Source organism: Cellulosimicrobium funkei (assembly GCF_900155925.1).
Classification (GTDB): Bacteria; Actinomycetota; Actinomycetes; order Actinomycetales; family Cellulomonadaceae; genus Cellulosimicrobium; species Cellulosimicrobium funkei.
In genome coordinates this window covers 165,176-185,459 of sequence record NZ_FTMI01000004.1, presented here as the reverse complement: position 1 = coordinate 185,459, position 20,284 = coordinate 165,176, and the positions used below count along the sequence as shown (strand labels likewise).

Below are 20,284 nucleotides of genomic sequence, written 5' to 3'. Positions count from 1 at the left end.
ACTCCCCCGTGCGGAACACTTGGGCGTTGCTAGCCTCGGCCTGTGCTCGAGACCTTCCACGTCCAGGACCCCGCGGCGCTGCGCGCGATCGCGCACCCGCTGCGCCAACGGATCCTCATGGAGCTCGCCGTCCTCGGGCACGCGCGCGCGGCCGACCTCGCCCGGGCCACCGGGGAGCCCGCCAACTCCGTGAGCTTCCACCTGCGGGTCCTTGCCCGGGCGGGCATGATCGTCGAGGCGCCCGAGCACGCCCGGGACCGGCGGGACCGCGTCTGGAAGAACGTCGCGGAGACCTACGCGGTGGAGCCCGGGACGCCGGACGCGGTGCGCCACGTCGTCCGCCCGGCGCTCGCCTGGGCCGAGGAGACGTTCCGCCGCGGGAGCGCGATGGGTGCGCGCGAGGACCGGATCCTCGCGCTGAGCACGCTCGTGCTCAGCCCCGAGCAGGCGACGACGATGTCGCGCGAGCTCCAGGAGCTCGTCGGGCGCTGGAACACGCGCGCGCTCGAGGAGGGGCGCGCGGACCCCGAGGCGCGCCGCGAGACCTACCAGGTGCTCGCGGTGCTCGCCCCGCGCGACCTGCCCCCGGCGGACGACGACGACCCCACGCCCCCGCCGGGAGAGGACGCCTCCGGCCGACGGGCCGAGACGCCCGCCGACTAGCCCAGCACGACCCGGCGTCCGTCGACGCGCAGGCCCTCGCGCGCCACGCGCCCCACGGTCTCGACGAGCAGCGCGCGCTCGGCCACCTTGATGCGCTCGTGCAGCGACGACACGTCGTCGCCGTCCTCGACCGGCACCGCGACCTGGGCGACGATCGGGCCGGTGTCCACGCCGTCGTCGACCACGTGGACCGTGCAGCCCGTGACGCGCACGCCGTAGGCGAGCGCGTCGCGCACGCCGTGCGCGCCGGGGAAGGACGGCAGGAGCGCGGGGTGGGTGTTGAGCGTGCGGCCCGCGAAGCGGCCCACGAACGCGGGGCCGAGGATGCGCATGAACCCGGCGAGGACCACGAGGTCGGGCCGGAACACGTCCACCGCCTGCGCGACGGCCTCGTTCCACGCGGCCCGGTCCGCGAAGTCCCCGGGGGCCACGACCACGGCGGCGACGCCCGCCTCGCGGGCGAGGTCCAGGCCGCCGGCGTCCGCCTTGTCGGAGACGACGCCCACGACGCGCGCGCCGTACGCAGCGTCGTCGTGCGCGGCGAGGAGCGCCGCGAGGTTGCTGCCCGCCCCCGACACCAGCACGACGACGCGGGCGGCGGAGGTGGACTCGACGGGGTGGCCGGACGGCGTCTGCACGGTGCTCCTGCGGGGTTTCGAGGGGTCGCGGGTCACGGAGCGCGACCGCGGCGGCGGGCCGGTGGGACGCCCGTCGGGGCACGCAGCCTCCGATGGGAGAATGTACCGCGAGCCGCCCGACCGACCGAGGAGCTGCCCGTGGGCAACCCGTACGCACCGCCCCGTCCCGACGCGCCGCAGCAGCCTCGACCCGAGCCCGCGCAGCCGGAGGACGGAGCGCGTCCGGACGCGCCGGCGCCTGCACCGGGCCCCGCCCCCGCGCCGATCCCCCCGGCCCCCGCGCGCCCGGACCAGCAGGCCGGGCCGGGCCACCGGCGCCCCGCGCCGCCCGAGCCCGCGGAGCCCGACCCGGAGCTCGCCCGGCAGGCGACGCGGCGCACCCTGCACTTCGGCCTGCTCCTGCTCGCCGTCATCGTCGTGAGCACCATGCCGTTCCCGTGGCAGGCCGTGAGCCTCGCGCTCGCGCTCGGCGCGATCGTCGTGGGCATCCGGGCGCTGCTGGCCGTCTGGCGCGCCCGCGTGCGCGGCGCGCTCGTCCCGGCCCTCGGGATCGGCGTCGGGCTCTCGGCCATGCTCGCGCTCCAGATGGTCTCGACGCTCGTCACGTGGGACGTCGCGCTCGCGCACCAGCAGTGCCTCGACGGCGCGATCACCGTCTCGGCCGAGAAGCGCTGCGACGTCGAGCGCACGCACGCGCTCGAGGAGAAGTTCGCCCGCTGGTTCCCGACCCCCGCCCCCGCGTCCTCCTGACGCGTCGAGGCTCCTCACCCGTTCACGACGCAGCTCGTCGACGGTGAACGCGTGACGGTGCCGGCGACCCCGGGGGGCCGGCCGCCGCGGACGACGCCGCGCGGCAGCTCCTGCCCGGTCCGCCCCGGCGACCCGCCTGCGCGAGGGTCAGCCGGCGTCGCCGTGGCGCCGGCCCAGGACCTCCAGCCGGGACCACAGGACGGCGAGCGCGGCGCCGCCGCCGATCTCGGCCGCGGCGAGCGCGCCGACGAGGAGCGCGTCCGCGCCCACGACCTCGAGCCGGCCGGGGCCCACCGCTCCCCCGGCGAGCCAGCTCACGAGCCCGACGAGCAGGCCGGACGCGAGCGCGACGCCGGCGAGCGCGAGGACGACGGCGGACCAGGGGACGACGTCGTCCGGGTGGGTGCCCGTCACGTCGCGCAGGCGCCGCCAGACGAACACGCCCGCGACGACGCCGAGCGCGACGACGCCGGCCGGCACCCAGGGCGTGAGGGCGTTGGTCCAGTCGTCGCCGGGCAGCGCCCCGAGGAGCGGGATCGCGGGCAGCGCGCCCGGCTCCGACCCGCCGGGCGCGAACGTGCTCCCCTCGCCCACGGCGAACCCGGGGCCGACGAGCCACGCCCCGGCCCACGCCACGAGGTTGGGCAGCACGGCGAGCTGGCCGAGTGCGAGGACGATCCCCCCGACGGTCCCGGGCACGAGCCCGGCGACGATGTCGCCCGACGTCGCGCGGCCCGCGACGAGCCACGCGCCGACGACCACGGCGGACGCCCCGGCGAGCAGGCTCGTGCCGAGCAGACCGCCCCGCAGCCCGAGCCGCACCGTCGGCGGTACGACCCGGTCGAGACGCCCGGCGAGGTCGGCGACGAACGGCGCGTCCGGGCGCGCGAGGATCCCGCCGCCGAGCCCGAGCCCCCCGACGACGGCTCCTCCGACGACGGCGACCCCGAGCCCCCAGGGCGGCGTCGAGCCGGCGAGCAGCGCGACGCCGAGCGTCGCGAGCGCGTACGTGGCGGTGCCGGCCACCCAGGCGGAGACCGCGGTGTGCGCCGAGCGGCGTGCCGACGCGAAGCAGCAGAAGAGCGCGAGGGCGGTGAGACCGAGCGGCACGAGGGTGACCGTCGTGCCGCTCGCGACGAGCGGGACGCCGTGGCCGAGGAGCCAGAAGCCCGCCGCGACGGTGACCGACTGCCCCCAGCCCGTCCCCTCGGACGCCCCGGTCGAGGACGCCAGGAAGGCGACGACGCCCGGGAGCACGACGACGGCGAGCGACAGGGTGAGCGCCTGGAGCGCGGCGAGCACGCCGGACGGTGCACGACGCACCCCGACGGGTGCGGGTGCCGGGCTGCCTTCCACGGTGCGCGTGCGCGCACCGCGAGTCGTGCTGGTGGTGCTCATGGTGCCCATCGTCGTCGATCGAGAGGTCGGTTCAGGGCATTCGCCCCGGCGCGCCAGACTACCGGCGCCCCCGGCTCCGGGGACGACGACGCCCCGCGACCGGCGGACCGGTCGCGGGGCGTCGTACGGCGTGGCAGCGGGCCGTGCGGCCCGACGGAGCCAGGGGTCAGGCGAGGACCTCGCGCAGGAGCGCGGCGGTCTCGGACGGCGTCTTGCCGACCTTGACGCCGACGGCCTCCAGGGCCTCCTTCTTCGCCTGGGCGGTGCCCGCGGAGCCGGAGACGATGGCGCCGGCGTGGCCCATCGTCTTGCCCTCGGGAGCCGTGAAGCCCGCGACGTAGCCGACGACCGGCTTCGTGACGTGCTCCTTGATGTACGCCGCGGCGCGCTCCTCGGCGTCCCCGCCGATCTCGCCGATCATGACGATCGCCTTGGTCTCGGGGTCGTTCTCGAACGCCTCGAGCGCGTCGATGTGCGTGGTGCCGACGATCGGGTCGCCGCCGATGCCGATGGCGGTCGAGAAGCCGAGGTCCTTGAGCTCGTACATCATCTGGTAGGTCAGCGTGCCCGACTTCGACACGAGACCGACCGGGCCCTTGCCCGTGATGGTGTGCGGGGTGATGCCGGCGAGCGACTCGCCCGGCGTGATGATGCCGGGGCAGTTCGGGCCGATCATGCGCGTGCCCTTGCCCTGCAAATACGCCCAGACCTCGGCCGTGTCCTGGACGGGCACGCCCTCGGTGATGACGACGATGAGCGGCATCTCGGCGTCGATCGCCTCGATCGCGGCGTCCTTGGTGAACGCCGGCGGGACGAACAGGACGGACACGTTCGCGCCCGTCTCGGCCATCGCCTCGGCGACGGTGCCGAACACCGGCAGCGTGACGTCGTTGCCCTCGTGGTCCTTGTGCGTGACGGTCGTGCCGGCCTTGCGGGCGTTGACGCCGCCGACGATCTGCGCGCCCGAGTCGAGCATGAGGGCGGTGTGCTTGGCACCCATCCCGCCGGTGATGCCCTGGACGATGATCTTGGAGTCGGAGTTCAGGTAGATCGACATGGTGTTCTCTGTCTCAGCTTTCCGCGTCTACGGGCGATCAGGCGTTGGCCAGCTCGGCCGCCTTGGCGGCACCGCCGTCCATGGTCTCGGCGAGGGTCACGAGCGGGTGGTTCGCCTCGCGCAGGATCGCGCGGCCGAGCTCCACGTTGTTGCCGTCGAGGCGCACGACGAGCGGCTTGGTCGCCTCGTCGCCGAGGATCTCGAGCGCGCCCACGATGCCCTTCGCGACCTCGTCGCACGCGGTGATGCCACCGAAGACGTTGACGAAGACCGACTTGACCTGCGGGTCGTTGAGGATGACGTCGAGACCGTTCGCCATGACCTGCGCGTTCGCGCCGCCGCCGATGTCGAGGAAGTTCGCCGGCTTGACGCCGCCGTGCTCCTCGCCCGCGTACGCGACGACGTCGAGCGTGCTCATGACGAGCCCGGCGCCGTTGCCGATGATGCCGACCTCGCCGTCGAGCTTGACGTAGTTGAGGCCGTTCTCCTTGGCCTTGGCCTCGAGCGGGTCGGTCGACTCCTTGTCCTCCAGCGCCTCGTGGTCCGGGTGACGGACCTCCGACGCGTTGTCGTCCAGCGTGACCTTGCCGTCGAGCGCGATGATCGAGCCGTCCTCGGTGCGGACGAGCGGGTTCACCTCGACGAGCGTCGCGTCCTCGGCCGTGAACACGGTCCACAGCGAGCGGATGACGTCGGCGACCGGCGCCTTGAGCTCCTCGGCGAAGCCCGCGGCGTCGACGATCTCGCGCGCCTTCGCCTCGTCGATGCCCACGATCGGGTCGACGGCGACCTTGGCGAGCGCCTCGGGGCGCTCGACGGCGAGCTGCTCGATCTCCATGCCGCCCTCGACGGAGCACATGGCGAGGTAGTTGCGGTTCGAGCGGTCCAGCAGCACCGAGAAGTAGAACTCCTCGGCGATCTTGGCACCCTGCGCCACCATCACGCGGTGGACGGTGTGGCCCTTGATGTCCATGCCGAGGATCTCGGACGCCTTCTCGGCGGCCTCCTCGGGCGAGTGGGCGAGCTTGACGCCGCCGGCCTTGCCGCGGCCGCCGGTCTTCACCTGGGCCTTGACGACCACGGTGCCCCCGCCGAGCTTCTCGGCTCCCGCGCGGGCCTCCTCGGGCGTCGTCGCGACGACCCCGCCCAGCACGGGCACGCCGTGCTTCTCGAAGATGTCACGCGCCTGGTATTCGAACAGGTCCACCCTGCTGCGTCCTTCCGTCTGATGCGCCGTGTGCGGCATGACCGATGTCTCGACATCAAGACATCCCCGTACAGGGTAGCCCCCGCTCCGGGGCGCGCCTATCCGGGGCCGCTGCGGTGGCTCGCGGACCGGTGTTCCCTTCGTCACCCCGCACGACGAGCGTCAACCACCGTTGACATTACGCCGAGCGTCAACCTAGATTGACACGCATGGAACCCGTCGACATGGACGCCGCGAGCAGCACCGACCCGGATGTCGGGCTGCGGGCCGTGCGGTCGCTGCGCGTGCTGGCCGAGCGCCTCGAGGCGCTCCAGGTCGAGCACGCCCGGTCGCTCGGCTGGTCCTGGCAGGAGATCGCCGACCGGCTCGGCGTCACGCGTCAGGCCGTGCACAAGAAGTACGGCTCGTCCCGCACCACGAGGAGGTCGTGACATGTTCGAACGCTTCGCCGCAGACGCCCGGGAGACCGTGGTCGGCGCCCAGGAGGTCGCGCGGGAACGCGGCGACGACACGATCGACGGGGTGCACCTGCTCCTGTCGCTCGCCCGGCAGGAGGGCAGCGCCGGGGCGGCCGCGCTCGGTGCGGTCGGCGTGAGTCCGGCCGACCTCGAGCGCGAGGTCGACGCAGCCGGTGGGCTCGATCCCCTCGACGGCCCCGCGCTCGCGGCGCTCGGGATCGACCTGGACCAGGTCCGGGCCCGCACGGACGCCGCGTTCGGCCCCGGCGCGCTCGACCGGGCAGGGGACGAGGCGCGGGGCCGCGGGCGCCGTCGAAGCCGCTCGCACGTCCCGTTCACTCCCGAGGCGAAGAAGGTGCTCGAGCTCTCGCTCCGCGAGGCAGTGCACGACGCGTCGCGCGTGATCGACTCGGGCCACGTCCTCGCCGCCGTCGCGCGCAGCACGGGCTCGACGGCGCACCGGGCGCTCACCGGCGCGCTCGCGGCCGCCGGGTCCGACGACGCCGGGCTGCGCGCGGCGCTCGCGACCCGCCACCGCGCGGCGTCCTGACCGGCACGCAGCGCCGCACGTCGCGGTCGGGCCAGGGACGGGACGGGCGGCCGACGGCAGCGTCACGGCAGGCTCCTCGGGCTCGGTCGTCCTGCCACGGGAGGACCGGGCGCGCGCTCGTGCCCGACGACGGGCTGACGCCCCGTGGCGGCCGACGCACCTACCGTCGGGGTGTGCCCGACCAGACTGCGCTCCCCCGCCGCTCGGACGCCCGCTCCGACGCCCCCGCCCTCCGCACGCGCCCCGCGCCGGGTCGCCACGCCGACGCCCCGGCGCTCGGTGGGCAGCCGTGGGCGCGGGGCGCCGTCGTGCTCGCCGCGAGCTTCCTGCTCGGCGGCCTCACCTCCTTCGCCCAGGGCTTCCTGCCCGACGCCGCGGCCCCCTTCGCGAACTCGGCGAGCGGCTGGACGCTGCTCACGGCGCTCCTCGTCGCCTGGGCCGCCCGCGACGCGCGGACGCGGACCTGGCACGCCGCCGTGCTCGGTGCCGCGAGCTTCGTGCTGCTCACCCTCGGGTACACGGTCGCCGCCGACCTGCGCGGGTTCTTCTACGACCCGACGCTGTTCGGGGTGGTCGGTCTCGTCGTCGGCCCGTTCGTCGGGGTCGCGGCGGCGTGGCTGTGGCGGGCAGGGGTGCGCGCGGCTCTCGGCACGGCGGTGCTCGCGGGCATCGGCCTCGGCGAGTCGGTGTACGGGCTCACCACGGTCGTCGAGACGACGGGCGCCACGTACTGGGTGGTGATCGGGCTCGCGTCGCTCGTCCTGCTCGGCGCCGTGCTGGCCCGGCGCCTGCGCGGCCCCGTCCCGGTGGCCGTCGCCGCGGGGGGCACCGCCGTCGTCGCCACGGCGTTCGTCCTCGCCTATCGCGCGCTCGGCACGATCGGCTGACGCGGCAGACGGCCCACGCGCACAGGGCGCCCGACCGGCCGGTCGAGCGCCCTGTGTGTCGGAGCGTGGTGCGTCGGGGCGTGGAGCGTCAGAGCTTCGTGACGGGCGAGTACCGCAGCAGCAGCCGCTTGGTGCCGTCCGCGCCGAAGTCGATCTTCGCGACGGCGTTCGGCCCCGCGCCCTCGAGCGAGACGACCGTCCCGAGCCCGTACGCGTCGTGCGTGACCTTGTCTCCGACGGCGAGGTTCGGCACGTCCCCGTCGGCCCGCGGCGTCGCGGACCCGAACTTCGCCCCGCCGGACGGCGAGCCGAACGCGGCGCGGGCAGGGGCCGACGACGACGGGTCGTGGCGGGTCTGGCGGGAGCGGCCCGAGGAACGAGGGCCGCGGATGGTAGACCCGTCGTCGTCGGCGCCTGTCCGCGCCCCCGACCCGAATCCCGAACGCGAACCTGACCACGAGCCCGAGCCGCGGCCCCAAACGGACCCGCCCGCGCGCAGCGTCGCCATCGACGACTCGCGCCGCCGCCAGTCCCACAGCTCCTCGGGGATCTCCTCGAGGAACCGGCTCGGCGGGAACTCGTTCGCCATGCCCCACGCGGAGCGCACCGCGGACCGCGACACGTAGAGCCGCTCGCGCGCGCGGGTGATGCCCACGTAGGCGAGGCGGCGCTCCTCGGCGAGCTCGGCGTCGTCGTGCAGGGACCGCATGTGCGGGAACGTGCCGTCCTCCATGCCGGTGAGGAAGACGACGGGGAACTCGAGGCCCTTCGCGGTGTGCAGCGTCATGAGGGTGACGACGCCCGGGTCCTCCTTCTCCTCGCCCTCGTCCTCCTCGTCGGCGCCGTCGTCCGCGGGGATCTGGTCCGCGTCGGCGACGAGCGAGACGCGCTCGAGGAAGTCGGACAGCGTGCCCTCGGGGTCGAGCTCGCTGAACTCCGTCGCGACGGCGTGCAGCTCGGCGAGGTTCTCGACGCGCGTCGCGTCCTGCGGGTCGTCGCTCGCGCGCAGCTCGGCGAGGTAGCCCGTGCGGTCGAGGACGGCGCCGAGGATCTCGGACGGGCTCGCGCCGGAGTCGGCGAGCTCGCGCAGCCCGGTCATCAGCTCCGCGAAGGCGCGCAGCGGGTTGAGCGTGCGGTTCGTCAGGCCGGGGATCTCGTCGATGCGGGCGAGCGCCGCGCCGAACGAGATGCGCTCGCGGTCCGCGAGCGCCGCGACGGCACCCTCGGCGCGGTCGCCGAGACCGCGCTTGGGCACGTTGAGGACGCGGCGCAGGTTGACGTCGTCGTCGAGGTTGTCGATCGCGCGCAGGTACGCCACGGCGTCCTTGACCTCGCGCCGCTCGTAGAAGCGCGTGCCGCCGACGACCTTGTACGGCAGGCCGACGCGGATGAGCACCTCCTCCAGCGCCCGGGACTGCGCGTTCGTGCGGTAGAAGACCGCGACGTCGCCGGGACGCACGCCCTCGGTGTCGCCGAGGCGGTCGATCTCCTCCGCGACGAACCGCGCCTCCTCGTGCTCGTTGTCCGCGACGTAGCCGATGACCTTCGCGCCCGCGCCCGAGTCCGTCCACAGGCGCTTGGGCTTGCGGTCGGGGTTGCGCGAGATGACGGCGTTGGCGGCCGAGAGGATGTTCTGGGTCGAGCGGTAGTTCTGCTCGAGCAGGATGGTCCGGGCGTCCGGGTAGTCGGCCTCGAACTCGAGGATGTTGCGGATCGTCGCGCCGCGGAACGCGTAGATCGACTGGTCGGCGTCGCCGACTACCGTGAGCTCGGCCGGGTCGAGCGCCGGGACCTGCGCCTCGCCCGTGCCGCTCGTCGCCGCGTCGGTCGCCGCGGAGTCCTCCCCCACGCCCGCGAGCTCGCGCACGAGCACGTACTGCGCGTGGTTGGTGTCCTGGTACTCGTCGACGAGCACGTGGCGGAACCGGCGGCGGTAGTGCTCGGCGACCGCGGGGAACGCCTGGAGCAGGTTCACCGTGGTCATGATGATGTCGTCGAAGTCGAGCGCGCTGGCCGCGACGAGACGGGCCTGGTAGCGCGTGTAGACGTCGGCGAGCACCTGGTCGAACTCGGGCACGTTCGCGCCGTGCTGGCCGGCCCGCGCCGCGAGGCCGTCGTCCGTCGCGTGGGCGCCGGAGTCGCGCGCGTAGGTCTCGGGGTCGATGAGCTCGTTCTTGAGGTCCGAGATCTTGTTGGCGAGCGACCGGGCCGGGTACTTCTTCGGGTCCAGGTCGAGCTCGCGCGTGACGAGGGTGATGAGCCGCTGGGAGTCCGCGGCGTCGTAGATCGAGAAGCTCGACCGCAGGCCGAGCGTCTTCGCCTCGCGCCGCAGGATGCGCACGCACGCCGAGTGGAACGTGGAGACCCACATGTTCCGCGCCGACGGCCCGACGAGCGCCTCGACGCGCTCGCGCATCTCGGCCGCGGCCTTGTTGGTGAACGTGATCGCGAGGATCTGGCCCGCCCGCGCCCGGCCCGTGGCGAGCAGGTGCGCGATGCGGTGCGTCAGCACGCGCGTCTTGCCCGACCCGGCGCCCGCGACGATGAGCAGCGGCCCGCCCGCGTGCACGACGGCCTCGCGCTGCTGCGGGTTGAGCCCGTCGAGCAGAGCGTCGGGGTCGAGGTGCGCGTACCGCCCGCGGCGCTCGCCCGACGGCGCACCGCCGGTCGTGCCCGGCGCGCCGTCCCCGGCGGGCGACCCCGCGCCGTCGGGCACGGCCGGGTCGTCGGTCCAGCGCGGGGCGGTCCGCGGGAGGCGGGACTCGCCGCCGTGGTCGACGCGCGGGCCGTCGAACAGCGTGTCGAGGCCGGGCAGCGGGAGGTTCTCGAAGAGCGAAGCCATAGCCCCTCCAGCCTAGGCGCCCGCGCCCACACCCGGCACCGCCCGCCCGGCGCGTCCGCCGACGGTCCTCACCGGCGGGTCGTGCCGATGAGTCCTGCCGCCCGGTCCGGTCTCTCCTTCGTCCGCCGCACGTGCGCGCAGCACGGCCCGCACCACGAAGGAGTCCCCATGACGACGACGCACCTCACGGGCGTGCACACCGTCGCGATCCCGGTCACCGACCAGGACCGCGCGCTCGCCTACTACACCGGGACGCTCGGCTTCGAGCTCCGCATGGACGGCGAGCTCCAGGAGGGCTTCCGCTGGATCGAGGTCGCGCCCCCGGGCGCCGGGACGTCCGTCGCGCTCGTCCCGGCCGACGACAGCCGCGGCGCGGGCGTCGACACCGGCATCCGCCTCACGACGACGGACGCCGCCGGCGACCACGCGACGCTCACCGCGGCGGGCGCGGACACAGGCGAGCTCCTGCGCTGGGAGGGGGTCCCGCCGATGTTCGCTCTGCGCGACGCCGACGGCAACACCCTCTACGTGATGGGGCTCCCCGGCTGACCGGGGACACCCCCGGGTCACGTGATCGCGAGCCCGACGCCCCACGTCGCGGCGGCGAGCAGCCCGCCGAGGAGCTGGACGAGGATCGTGATGCCGGTCGCCTGCATCGCGGCGACCGTCGCGCGCCAGGCGGCGCGCCGGTCGCGGCGGCGCACGAGCTCGGCGAGGAACACGGCGAGCACGAACCCGATGAAGAGCCCGACCACCGGGATGACGAAGAACCCGACGACGCCCGCGATACCGCCCCACACGAGCGTCGACCACGGGACGTCCGCCCGGCGCATGTGCCGACCCGCGAGGACGTACTGGGACACCTCCGCGGCGACGACGAGCACGGCCGCGACCGCGAAGACGACCCAGGCGGCCGTGCCGCCCGTGACGATCGCCCACACGAGGATCGCCCCGAGCACGAGCACGTTCCCGGGCAGGATCTGCACGACGATCCCGATCAGCCCGACCAGGATCGCCAGCCCGACGAGGACCTCTCCACCGACGCTCACGGGGGAAACCCTCGCACGTCCGGCGCGCTACGCACGCCCCGCGGGCGGGACCAGCCGGGGGTGCGCGACGCCGTCGACCACCCACGAGCGGATCATCGCGCTGAACAGGTCGGGGTCCTCCGCGCTCCACTGGTGGTGCATGCCGGGCGCCAGGCGGACGACGGCGTCCGGCACCCGGCGGGCGATCGTCCCGAGCGCGGAGCGCGCGGCGCGCAGGTCGCGCGAGCCCGCGACGGCGAGGACGCGCGTACCCGACGCCTCGAGGCCGGTCGGCCAGCAGCCGCCGTAGACGTCACGCAGGGTGCGGGCCATGTTGTCGCGGCGGATCGCGAGGCCGGTCCGGACGAAGACGTCGCGCGCGTCGGCGGGGAGGCGGAAAGCGCGGGCCTGCGCTTCCCAGTACCAGCGCCGGTCCCACACCCGGAGCTGGGCGCGCCCGACGGCCCCGGCGAGACCCGGCACGCCGTCGACCGCAGCGCCGGACGCGAGGACGGAGCGCACGAGCCCGGGGTGCCGCGCCGCGGCACGGAGGGCGACGATCCCGCCGTACGACAGCCCGACGAGGTGCACGGCCCGGCCCGCGGGCAGAGCCGCGACGAGGGCGGCCACGTCGTCGGCGGTGGCGTCCAGCGACACGACGTCCTCGGCCGCCCGGGACCCGAAGCCGGGCAGGTCCGGCGTCCGGACGTCGAGGTCGGCGAGGTGCTCGACCTGCGGCTCCCACATCCACGACGCGACGTTGCCGCCGTGCAGCAGGACGACGGAGACCTCGTCCGCCCCGGACCCGTCGGGCGGCGTCGCGGGGTGGCGCCCGACGGCGTCCGGCGTGGTCACGGGAGCACCTCCCGCTCGGTCTCGTCGAGCCACGCGAGCTCGGTCCGGGCGTGCGCGAGGCCGTGGCGGAGCGTGGCGAGGCGCAGGGCGAGCCCCCGGGTGCCGCGGACGCGGTCGGCGTCGGTACCGCCGTCGGCGAGGACGGCGGCGACGCGCTCGTGCTCGGCGGCGAGCGCCGCGACCGCCTCCTCCGCCTGCGCGCGGCGGGACGCGAGGAGCTCCGCGACGCCCGCGTCGTCGAGCTGGTCGGCGAAGAACAGCCGCCCGAGGAAGGGCTCGCGCGCGTCCTCCGGCTCGAGCGGCGCGGCGAGCCAGTCGCGGAGCGCCGCGCGGCCCGCGGCGGTGATCGTGTGGACCTTGCGGTCGGGGTAGCTCTCCTGCGGCACGACCTCCACCTCCGCGAGGCGCGCGTCGACGAGGGCCGCGAGCGTGCGGTAGAGCTGCGAGCGGTCCGCGGCCCAGAAGTGGTGCACCGAGGTGTCGAACGCGCGCTTGAGGTCGTAGCCGGTCATGGGCCGGACCGTGAGGAGCCCGAGCACGAGGTATCGAAGGACCATGCGACTAGTGGACCATGCACCTAGAACCAGGTCAACGCTTCCCGAGACGACGACGGCCCGCCGACGCGGAGCGTCGACGGGCCGGGTGCCGGTGGTGCGGTCAGTTCCAGAACACGGCGACGAGGATGTTGACGAGGGTCAGGCCGCCGATGGCGTGCTTGAGGCCCGGCGCCACGGCGCCGTCGGAGGACTTGGCCCCCTGGCGCTTGGCGACGAACGCGAGGACGGCGATGACGAGGGCGACGACCAGCTTGACGCCGATCTTGGCCATGTCCGGGCCACCGTCGCCCCAGACCGAGGCCTCACCGATCCCGACCATGGCGATCCCCGCGACGAGCGCGGTGAGCGCCCCGTGGAAGACGCCCTTGTACAGGCCCGGCGAGCGCAGGGACGCGAGGTAGCCACCGAGCACGATGGCCCACCCGATGAAGTGCAGCGCGACGAAGACGTTGTAGAGGAACTCCATGACCCCATGGTATTTGCTGACGACCCTGTCGTGAAACTTTGCACAAGGTGAGATGCGCCCGGCGATCTACGGCGCTCGACAAAGCAGACCGAATCGGTCTACTATTTTCGGTTTCCCACCATGCGGACCGGGGCTGTCCACGCGTCCGGACCGCGGCTACTGTTCTCGGCATGACCACGGCTGCCCGCACCCTCCTCGTGACCTCCGGTCACGGGACGCCGGCGTGCGCGCACACGTGTCTGAGCTGTTGTCGCTGAACCGCGCCCGACTCAGCGCGAGCCGTCGCTCGCCTCTCTTCCCGAGAACCCCTGAGAACCGGCGCGCGCCGTCGGTCCTCAGCCACTCGCAGCATCCTCGCTGAGCGCTCGCCGTCGCGCGTCCCCGCCCCCCAACGAGGACACGAGGAACCCCGATGACGCAGGCACCGACTGCGCCCGAGGCCACGGACGGCAGCACTCCTCCCGCCCGTCCGCCGCGGACCGCCGAGCGCCCCGCGCGCGCCGCTCGACCGAACGGGCAGTGGAAGGTCGACGGCACCGAGCCGCTCAACGCGAACGAGAAGTGGAAGCAGGAGGACGGCGGCCTGTCCGTCCGCGAGCGCATCGAGACGATCTACGCGCGCGACGGCTTCGACTCCATCCCCGGCGACGACCTGCACGGACGCTTCCGCTGGTGGGGCCTGTACACGCAGCGCAAGCCCGGGATCGACGGCGGCAGGACCGCGACGCTCGAGCCGCACGAGCTCGAGGACCGGTACTTCATGCTCCGGGTCCGCATCGACGGTGGGGCGCTCACGACCGAGCAGCTGCGCGTCGTCGCGGGCATCTCGACGGAGTTCGCCCGCGACAGCGCGGACATCACCGACCGCCAGAACATCCAGCTCCACTGGGTCGAGGTCGAGGACGTCCCCGAGATCTGGCGCCGCCTGGAGTCCGTCGGGCTGCAGACGACCGAGGCGTGCGGCGACGTCCCGCGCGTCGTGCTCGGCAGCCCCGTCGCGGGCATCGCCGCCGACGAGCTCATCGACATCGGCCCGGCCGTCGCGGGGATCACCGAGAAGTACATCGGCGTCCCCGAGCTCGCGAACCTGCCCCGCAAGTTCAAGACGGCGCTCACCGGCCACCCGAGCCAGGACGTCGTCCACGAGATCAACGACGTCGCGTTCGTCGCGCACCGCCACCCCGAGCTGGGCGTCGGGTTCGACCTGTGGGTCGGCGGCGGCCTGTCCGCGAACCCGCGTCTCGGGGAGCGCCTCGGGGCGTTCGTCACCGAGGAGCAGGTGCCCGACGTGTGGCACGGCGTCGTGCAGATCTTCCGCGACTACGGCTACCGCCGGCTGCGCAACAAGGCGCGCCTGAAGTTCCTGCTCGCCGACTGGGGGCCGGAGAAGTTCCGCGAGGTCCTCGAGACCGAGTACCTCGGGTACGCGCTGCCCGACGGCCCCCCGGCGCCCAAGCCGACCGTCCCCGGTGACCACGTGGGCGTGCACAAGCAGAAGGACGGGCTCAACTACGTCGGGGCGGCGCCGTACGTCGGGCGCGTGTCCGGCACGATCCTCGCGAACGTCGCCGACCTCGCGGAGTCGGTCGGGTCGCACCGCGTGCGCCTCACCCCGCACCAGAAGCTCCTCGTCCTCGACGTGCCGGACGAGCACGTCGAGCACGTCGTGTCGACGCTCAAGGAGAACGGCCTCGACGCCCGGCCGAGCCCGTTCCGGCGCAGCATGATCGCGTGCACCGGCATCGAGTACTGCAAGCTCGCGATCGTCGACACGAAGGACACCGCGACCGCGACGATCGACGAGCTCGAGCAGCGGCTCGGGGACCTGTCCCAGATGAAGCCGCTCTCCCTGCACGTCAACGGCTGCCCCAACTCGTGCGCGCGCATCCAGACGGCGGACATCGGCCTCAAGGGCCAGCTCGTCATGGACGACGACGGCCGGCAGGTCCCGGGCTTCCAGGTCCACCTGGGCGGCGGGCTGGCCTCCGACGACCGCGAGCTCGCGGGGCTGGGCCGGACCGTGCGCGGGCTCAAGGTGACCGCGGACGACCTCACCGACTACGTCGAGCGCGTCGTCCGGCGCTACGAGAGCGACAAGGACGGGTCCGAGACGTTCGCCGAGTGGGCGCACCGTGCGGACGAGGAGGCGCTCCGATGACCGCGGACCTGACCGGCGGGAGCGCCGCACCCGCGGGCACCGACCCGCTCGCGGCGCTGCGCGCCGCGGCGCGGGCCCGGACGGAGCAGCGCGAGGGCGCGAAGGCCGCGCACCACGCGGAGCGTGCGCGGCAGGCCGCGCAGGGCCGGGAGAAGCGCTCGACCGACCAGCTGCGCGAGATCGCGCGGCGCGGCGCCGAGCTGCTGCACGGCGTGGGCACGCCCGGCGTCGAGGGCGCCACGCGCCCGGAGGCGACCGCCGACGAGGTGGTCGCCTGGGCGGCGCGCGAGTTCGGGACGTCCGTCGCGGTCGCGTGCTCCATGGCCGACGCGGTGCTCCCCCACGTCGTCGCGGCGCAGATCCCCTGGGTCGACGTGCTCTTCCTCGACACGGGCTACCACTTCGCCGAGACCGTCGGGACGCGGGACGCCGTCGAGCAGCAGCTGGACGTGACGATCGTCGACGTCAGGCCCGAGCTCACGGTCGCCCAGCAGGACGCGGCGCACGGCAAGGACCTGTTCGGCCGCGACCCGGCGCTGTGCTGCCAGCTGCGCAAGGTCGAGCCGCTGCACCGCACGCTCGCGGGCTACGAGGTGTGGGTCACGGGCGTGCGCCGCGACGAGGCCCCGACCCGGACCGGCACGCCGCTCGTCACGTTCGACGAGAAGAACGGGCTCGTGAAGATCAACCCGCTCGCGGCGTGGTCCTTCGACGACCTGCTCGCGTACGCGGCGCGGCACCAGGTGGTGCTCAACCCCCTGCTCCACGACGGCTACCCGTCGATCGGCTGCCAGCCGTGCACCCGGCGCGTCGCGCCGGGCGAGGACCCGAGGGCCGGCCGCTGGGCGGGGCTCGACAAGACAGAGTGCGGACTCCACGTATGAGGACGGGCATGACGACCATCGACCTGACGACCGACGCGCCGGGCTCCCCCGGCGCCTCCGCCGCCGCGGGCACGACCCCGGCCGCGGCGCTCCCCGGCGGGCGCCGCCTCGCCCAGCTCGACGCGCTCGAGAGCGAGGGCATCCACATCGTGCGGGAGGTCGTCGCCGAGTTCGAGCGACCGGTCCTGCTGTTCAGCGGCGGCAAGGACTCCGTGGTGATGCTCCACCTCGCGGTCAAGGCGTTCGCGCCCGGCCCGGTGCCGTTCCCCGTGCTGCACGTCGACACCGGGCACAACTTCCCCGAGGTCCTGGCCTACCGCGACGCGACGGCCGAGCGCCTCGGCCTGCGCCTCGAGGTGGCGCGCGTGCAGGACTACATCGACGACGGCCGGCTGCGCGAGCGCGCCGACGGCACGCGCAACCCGCTCCAGACGCAGCCGCTGCTCGACGCCATCTCGGGGCACCGGTTCGACGCCGTGTTCGGCGGCGGCCGTCGCGACGAGGAGAAGGCGCGCGCCAAGGAGCGCGTGTTCTCCCTGCGCGACGAGTTCGGCCAGTGGGACCCGCGCAACCAGCGCCCGGAGCTGTGGAACCTCTACAACGGGCGGCACCGCCCGGGCGAGCACGTCCGCGTGTTCCCGCTGTCGAACTGGACCGAGCTCGACGTGTGGCGCTACATCGCGCGCGAGCGCATCGAGCTCCCCGCGCTCTACTACGCGCACGAGCGCGAGGTGTTCGACCGCGACGGGATGCTGCTCGCCGTCGGGCCGTACTCGGAGCCCCGCACGGACGCCGAGACCGCGTCGCTGCGGACGGAGACCGTGCGCTACCGGACGGTCGGCGACATGTCGTGCACCGGCGCCGTGCGCTCGGACGCGGCAGGCGTCGACGACGTCATCGCCGAGGTCGCCGCGACGCGCATCACCGAGCGCGGCGCGACCCGCGCCGACGACCGCCTCTCCGAGGCCGCCATGGAGGACCGCAAGAAGGAGGGGTACTTCTGATGGGCACCCACACCACCACCGGTACCGTCACCGCGGACGCGGCGCCCCCGCTCGACGACGCGCGCCGCGGCACGCTGCTGCGCCTCGCGACGGCGGGCTCCGTCGACGACGGCAAGTCCACGCTCGTGGGCCGCCTGCTGTTCGACTCGAAGTCCGTGCTCGCCGACCAGCTCGACGCGGTCGAGCGCGTCTCGCGCGACCGCGGGCTGGAGACCGCCGACCTCGCGCTGCTCACCGACGGCCTGCGGGCCGAGCGCGAGCAGGGCATCACGATCGACGTCGCGTACCGGTACTTCGCGACCGCGCGCCGCTCGTTCATCCTCGCCGACTGCCCCGGGCACGTGCAGTACACGCGCAACACCGTGACGGGGGCGTCGACGGCGGATGTCGTCGTGCTGCTCATCGACGCGCGCAAGGGCCTGCTGGAGCAGACGCGCCGCCACCTCGCCGTCGCGAGCCTGCTGCGCGTGCCGCACGTCGTCGTCGCGGTGAACAAGATCGACCTCGTCGACTACAGCGAGGCGCGCTACGCCGAGCTCGCCGCGGACATCCGGGCGGCGGCGACGTCGCTCGGCGTCGGCGACGTGCACACGATCCCCGTCTCGGCGCTCGTCGGCGACAACGTCGTGGACCGGGCGAGCGCGCGCACGCCCTGGTACGACGGCCCGAGCCTGCTCGAGCTGCTCGAGGAGCTCCCGACGGGCGACGACCCCGAGGCCGAGGCGTTCCGCTTCCCCGTCCAGGTCGTCATCCGCCCGCAGGCCGCGGCCGACGAGCGCTACCGCGACTACCGCGGGTACGCCGGGCAGGTCGCGTCGGGCGTCGTGACGGTCGGCGACGAGGTCGTGGTGCTGCCCTCCGGGCGCCGCACGACGGTCGTCGGGATCGACACCGCCGACTCCCTCGCGAGCGGCACGGAGCTCACCGAGGCGTTCGCCCCGCAGTCGGTGACGATCCGCCTCGCCGACGACGTGGACGTCGCGCGCGGCGACCTCCTCGCGTCCGCGGCCGAGGCCCCCGACGTCACGCAGGACGTCGAGGGCACGGTCGCGTGGCTGGGCGACCGTCCGCTCCTGCCCGGCGCGCGCGTGCTGCTCAAGCACACGACCCGCACCGTGCAGGCCGTGGTGCGCGACGTCGTCGGGCGCCTCGACCTGGACACGGCCGAGCTCGAGCCCGCCGAGCGCCTGGAGCTCAACGACATCGGCCGCGTGACGCTGCGGCTCGCGTCGCCCGTCGCGGCCGAGGAGTACGTCGTGGCGCGCCGCACGGGCGCGTTCCTGCTCGTCGACGCCCAGGACGGCGGCACGCTCGCCGCCGGCATGGTCGGTGACGCGCTCGCCGCCGCCCGCCGGCCGGCCGAGCGTCCCGGCTCCTACGCCATCTAGCTCCTTCGCCACCGAGACCGAGACCGAGGCCGGAACCGTGACCGTACCCACCCACGAGACGTACCCCCTGGGCCTGCGTCTCGACGGCCGTCGCGTCGTCGTCGTCGGCGGCGGGCCCGTCGCCGCACGCCGCGCGCGAGGCGTCCTCGACGCGGGCGCGGTCGTGACCGTCGTCGCGCCGTACGTGTGCGAGGACCTCGCCGAGCTGCTCGCGGCCCACGGCCCGGGGACCGCCGGTCACGCGGCGCACGCAGCGGCGGCGGTCCCGGCGCGGGACGCCCGACTCTCCTGGGTGCGGCGCGACTACCTCACGGGCGACCTCGACGGCGCGTGGCTCGTCCACACCGCGACGGGCGACGCCCGCGTCGACGCCGAGGTCGCGGCCGACGCCGAGGCGGGCCGCGTCTTCTGCGTCACCGCGGGCGACGCCGAGCGCGCGACCGCGTGGGTCCCGGCCGTCGCGCGCACGGTCGTGCCGGGCTCCTCCTCCGGGGCCGGGGAGGCCGAGGTCACGGTGGCCGTCAACGCCGGTCGCGACCCGCGGCGCGCCCAGCGCGTGCGCGACGCCGTCGCGGTGCTCCTCGAGACGGGCGAGCTCCCGCTGCGGGCGGTACGGCCGTCCCGCGCCGTCGCCGCGGGGTCTGGCGACGCCGGGCACGAGGCCACCGGGGCGGGACCCGTCACGGCGCCGCTCGTGCGGCCCGTGGGCTCCGTCGCCCTCGTCGGCGGGGGGCCGGGCGACGCGGGCCTGATCTCCGTGCGCGGGCGCCGGGTGCTCGCGGAGGCCGACGTCGTCGTGGTCGACCGGCTCGCGCCGCGCGCGCTGCTCGCCGAGCTCGGCGACGACGTCGTCGTGGTGGACGTCGGCAAGACGTCGGGCAACCACCCCGTGCCGCAGGACGAGATCAACCGGATCCTCGTGCACCACGCGCTCGTGGGGAAGCGGGTCGTCCGGCTCAAGGGCGGCGACCCGTACGTGTTCGGACGGGGTGGCGAGGAGCTCGACGCGTGCCGCGCCCACGGCGTCCCGGTGGAGGTCGTGCCCGGCGTGACGAGCGCCGTCTCCGTGCCCGCCGCCGCGGGCATCCCGGTGACGCACCGGGGCCTGTCGCGCGGGTTCACCGTGCTCACGGGGCACGAGGACGTCGGGAAGGTCCCCGCGGCGAGCGACCACACCGTCGTCCTGCTCATGGGTGTCTCGCGCCTCGCGGAGACCGCCGCGGCGCTCGTCGCGCAGGGCCGCTCGCCCGACACGCCGGTCGCGGTGGTCGAGGACGGCTACGGCCCGCGCCAGCGGACGACGGTCGGGACGCTCGCGACCATCGCCGAGCGGGCCCGCGAGGCCGGAGTGCGGCCCCCGGCCGTGACCGTCGTCGGCGACGTGGTCACCCTCTCCCCCGCCTGGCCGCCCCGCACCCCGCCCGCCCCGCGCTGAGTGCATGAAACAGTCGCCCTCGGATCCGTTCCGCACGACTGTTTCCCGCACTCAGCGGT

Annotated in this window: 20 protein-coding genes; 11 read left to right on the top strand and 9 right to left on the bottom strand. The window is 74.6% G+C overall.

Going from position 1 to position 20,284, the window contains the following annotated elements:
* Positions 1 to 42: 42 nt before the first annotated feature.
* Positions 43 to 663, top strand: coding sequence for an ArsR/SmtB family transcription factor (locus BXA05_RS20295; RefSeq protein WP_076405123.1), 621 nt, complete (start codon positions 43 to 45; stop codon positions 661 to 663).
* On the opposite strand, the gene purN is transcribed toward BXA05_RS20295, so the two are convergent.
* On the bottom strand, positions 660 to 1,301 hold the full coding sequence (gene purN / locus BXA05_RS11920; RefSeq protein ID WP_076405122.1) for a phosphoribosylglycinamide formyltransferase: 642 nt from the start codon (positions 1,299 to 1,301) through the stop codon (positions 660 to 662). The genes BXA05_RS20295 and purN overlap by 4 nt on opposite strands.
* 138 nt (positions 1,302 to 1,439) lie before the next feature.
* Here purN and BXA05_RS20715 point away from each other — a divergent pair, with 138 nt between their 5' ends.
* Positions 1,440 to 2,051: a hypothetical protein gene (locus BXA05_RS20715; protein WP_061266880.1), complete on the top strand. Its 612-nt coding sequence runs from the start codon at positions 1,440 to 1,442 to the stop codon at positions 2,049 to 2,051.
* Between the two features lie 147 nt (positions 2,052 to 2,198).
* Here BXA05_RS20715 and BXA05_RS11910 read toward each other — a convergent pair whose 3' ends face one another.
* The 3 genes from BXA05_RS11910 to sucC form a co-directional block, all read right to left on the bottom strand.
* The gene (locus BXA05_RS11910; protein ID WP_076405335.1) at positions 2,199 to 3,449 is read right to left on the bottom strand and encodes a cell division protein PerM; all 1,251 of its coding nucleotides are present in this window, start codon (positions 3,447 to 3,449) and stop codon (positions 2,199 to 2,201) included.
* Between the two features lie 166 nt (positions 3,450 to 3,615).
* Positions 3,616 to 4,506 (bottom strand): succinate--CoA ligase subunit alpha, encoded by an 891-nt coding sequence (gene sucD, locus BXA05_RS11905; RefSeq protein ID WP_021482340.1) that lies wholly within the window; start codon positions 4,504 to 4,506, stop codon positions 3,616 to 3,618.
* A gap of 37 nt (positions 4,507 to 4,543) precedes the next feature.
* Positions 4,544 to 5,713 (bottom strand): ADP-forming succinate--CoA ligase subunit beta, encoded by a 1,170-nt coding sequence (gene sucC, locus BXA05_RS11900; protein ID WP_021482339.1) that lies wholly within the window; start codon positions 5,711 to 5,713, stop codon positions 4,544 to 4,546.
* A gap of 209 nt (positions 5,714 to 5,922) precedes the next feature.
* Between sucC and BXA05_RS11895 the strand changes: the two genes are divergently transcribed.
* The 3 genes from BXA05_RS11895 to BXA05_RS11885 all read left to right on the top strand — a co-directional run bounded on the left by BXA05_RS11895 (position 5,923) and on the right by BXA05_RS11885 (position 7,608).
* A complete protein-coding gene (locus tag BXA05_RS11895; protein WP_076405121.1) occupies positions 5,923 to 6,144 on the top strand; it encodes a helix-turn-helix domain-containing protein in 222 nt (73 codons plus the stop codon).
* 1 nt (position 6,145) lies between these two features.
* Positions 6,146 to 6,721, top strand: a complete 576-nt coding sequence (locus BXA05_RS11890; RefSeq protein WP_076405120.1) for a Clp protease N-terminal domain-containing protein — start codon at positions 6,146 to 6,148, stop codon at positions 6,719 to 6,721.
* A gap of 173 nt (positions 6,722 to 6,894) precedes the next feature.
* Positions 6,895 to 7,608, top strand: coding sequence for a DUF6518 family protein (locus BXA05_RS11885; protein ID WP_143311137.1), 714 nt, complete (start codon positions 6,895 to 6,897; stop codon positions 7,606 to 7,608).
* Between the two features lie 88 nt (positions 7,609 to 7,696).
* Here the strand turns inward: BXA05_RS11885 and pcrA are convergent, their stop codons facing one another.
* The gene (gene pcrA / locus BXA05_RS11880) at positions 7,697 to 10,450 is read right to left on the bottom strand and encodes a DNA helicase PcrA (protein ID WP_076405119.1); all 2,754 of its coding nucleotides are present in this window, start codon (positions 10,448 to 10,450) and stop codon (positions 7,697 to 7,699) included.
* 168 nt (positions 10,451 to 10,618) lie between these two features.
* On the opposite strand from pcrA, the gene BXA05_RS11875 reads away from it, so the two are divergent.
* Positions 10,619 to 10,999, top strand: a complete 381-nt coding sequence (locus BXA05_RS11875) for a VOC family protein (RefSeq protein ID WP_076405118.1) — start codon at positions 10,619 to 10,621, stop codon at positions 10,997 to 10,999.
* A gap of 17 nt (positions 11,000 to 11,016) precedes the next feature.
* Here the strand turns inward: BXA05_RS11875 and BXA05_RS11870 are convergent, their stop codons facing one another.
* The 4 genes from BXA05_RS11870 to BXA05_RS11855 form a co-directional block, all read right to left on the bottom strand.
* On the bottom strand, positions 11,017 to 11,499 hold the full coding sequence (locus BXA05_RS11870) for a DUF456 domain-containing protein (protein ID WP_076405117.1): 483 nt from the start codon (positions 11,497 to 11,499) through the stop codon (positions 11,017 to 11,019).
* Between the two features lie 27 nt (positions 11,500 to 11,526).
* On the bottom strand, positions 11,527 to 12,333 hold the full coding sequence (locus tag BXA05_RS11865) for an alpha/beta fold hydrolase (RefSeq protein ID WP_083711834.1): 807 nt from the start codon (positions 12,331 to 12,333) through the stop codon (positions 11,527 to 11,529).
* Positions 12,330 to 12,890, bottom strand: coding sequence for a PadR family transcriptional regulator (locus tag BXA05_RS11860; protein ID WP_076405116.1), 561 nt, complete (start codon positions 12,888 to 12,890; stop codon positions 12,330 to 12,332). The genes BXA05_RS11865 and BXA05_RS11860 overlap by 4 nt, the downstream gene beginning before the upstream one ends.
* A 100-nt stretch (positions 12,891 to 12,990) precedes the next feature.
* Complete coding sequence (locus BXA05_RS11855; protein ID WP_021482514.1) at positions 12,991 to 13,356, bottom strand: hypothetical protein; 366 nt, start codon at positions 13,354 to 13,356, stop codon at positions 12,991 to 12,993.
* 412 nt (positions 13,357 to 13,768) lie between these two features.
* Here BXA05_RS11855 and BXA05_RS11850 point away from each other — a divergent pair, with 412 nt between their 5' ends.
* The 5 genes from BXA05_RS11850 to cobA are packed head-to-tail and all read left to right on the top strand — an operon-like array spanning position 13,769 to position 20,225.
* Entirely contained in the window at positions 13,769 to 15,514 is a 1,746-nt protein-coding gene (locus BXA05_RS11850) for a nitrite/sulfite reductase (RefSeq protein WP_076405115.1), read from the top strand.
* Positions 15,511 to 16,398 carry a phosphoadenylyl-sulfate reductase gene (locus BXA05_RS11845; RefSeq protein WP_083711833.1) on the top strand — a complete coding sequence of 296 codons (888 nt, stop codon included), beginning with the start codon at positions 15,511 to 15,513 and terminating at the stop codon, positions 16,396 to 16,398. The genes BXA05_RS11850 and BXA05_RS11845 overlap by 4 nt, the downstream gene beginning before the upstream one ends.
* An 8-nt stretch (positions 16,399 to 16,406) precedes the next feature.
* Entirely contained in the window at positions 16,407 to 17,402 is a 996-nt protein-coding gene (cysD, locus tag BXA05_RS11840) for a sulfate adenylyltransferase subunit CysD (RefSeq protein WP_076405114.1), read from the top strand.
* Positions 17,402 to 18,790: a sulfate adenylyltransferase subunit CysN gene (locus BXA05_RS11835; protein ID WP_083711832.1), complete on the top strand. Its 1,389-nt coding sequence runs from the start codon at positions 17,402 to 17,404 to the stop codon at positions 18,788 to 18,790. The genes cysD and BXA05_RS11835 overlap by 1 nt, the downstream gene beginning before the upstream one ends.
* Positions 18,791 to 18,827: 37 nt before the next feature.
* Positions 18,828 to 20,225 (top strand): uroporphyrinogen-III C-methyltransferase, encoded by a 1,398-nt coding sequence (cobA, locus tag BXA05_RS11830; RefSeq protein ID WP_076405113.1) that lies wholly within the window; start codon positions 18,828 to 18,830, stop codon positions 20,223 to 20,225.
* Positions 20,226 to 20,284: the final 59 nt, after the last annotated feature.

What these genes read in the sequence shown, in the direction of transcription:
- BXA05_RS11910 (WP_076405335.1), bottom strand. Translation starts at nt 3,449, where the DNA reads ATGAGCACCACCAGCACGACTCGCGGTGCGCGCACGCGCACCGTGGAA.
- sucD (WP_021482340.1), bottom strand. Translation starts at nt 4,506, where the DNA reads ATGTCGATCTACCTGAACTCCGACTCCAAGATCATCGTCCAGGGCATC.
- BXA05_RS11895 (WP_076405121.1), top strand. Translation starts at nt 5,923, where the DNA reads ATGGAACCCGTCGACATGGACGCCGCGAGCAGCACCGACCCGGATGTC.
- BXA05_RS11890 (WP_076405120.1), top strand. Translation starts at nt 6,146, where the DNA reads ATGTTCGAACGCTTCGCCGCAGACGCCCGGGAGACCGTGGTCGGCGCC.
- pcrA (WP_076405119.1), bottom strand. Translation starts at nt 10,450, where the DNA reads ATGGCTTCGCTCTTCGAGAACCTCCCGCTGCCCGGCCTCGACACGCTG.
- BXA05_RS11875 (WP_076405118.1), top strand. Translation starts at nt 10,619, where the DNA reads ATGACGACGACGCACCTCACGGGCGTGCACACCGTCGCGATCCCGGTC.
- BXA05_RS11860 (WP_076405116.1), bottom strand. Translation starts at nt 12,890, where the DNA reads ATGGTCCTTCGATACCTCGTGCTCGGGCTCCTCACGGTCCGGCCCATG.
- BXA05_RS11855 (WP_021482514.1), bottom strand. Translation starts at nt 13,356, where the DNA reads ATGGAGTTCCTCTACAACGTCTTCGTCGCGCTGCACTTCATCGGGTGG.
- BXA05_RS11850 (WP_076405115.1), top strand. Translation starts at nt 13,769, where the DNA reads ATGACGCAGGCACCGACTGCGCCCGAGGCCACGGACGGCAGCACTCCT.
- BXA05_RS11845 (WP_083711833.1), top strand. Translation starts at nt 15,511, where the DNA reads ATGACCGCGGACCTGACCGGCGGGAGCGCCGCACCCGCGGGCACCGAC.
- cysD (WP_076405114.1), top strand. Translation starts at nt 16,407, where the DNA reads ATGACGACCATCGACCTGACGACCGACGCGCCGGGCTCCCCCGGCGCC.
- BXA05_RS11835 (WP_083711832.1), top strand. Translation starts at nt 17,402, where the DNA reads ATGGGCACCCACACCACCACCGGTACCGTCACCGCGGACGCGGCGCCC.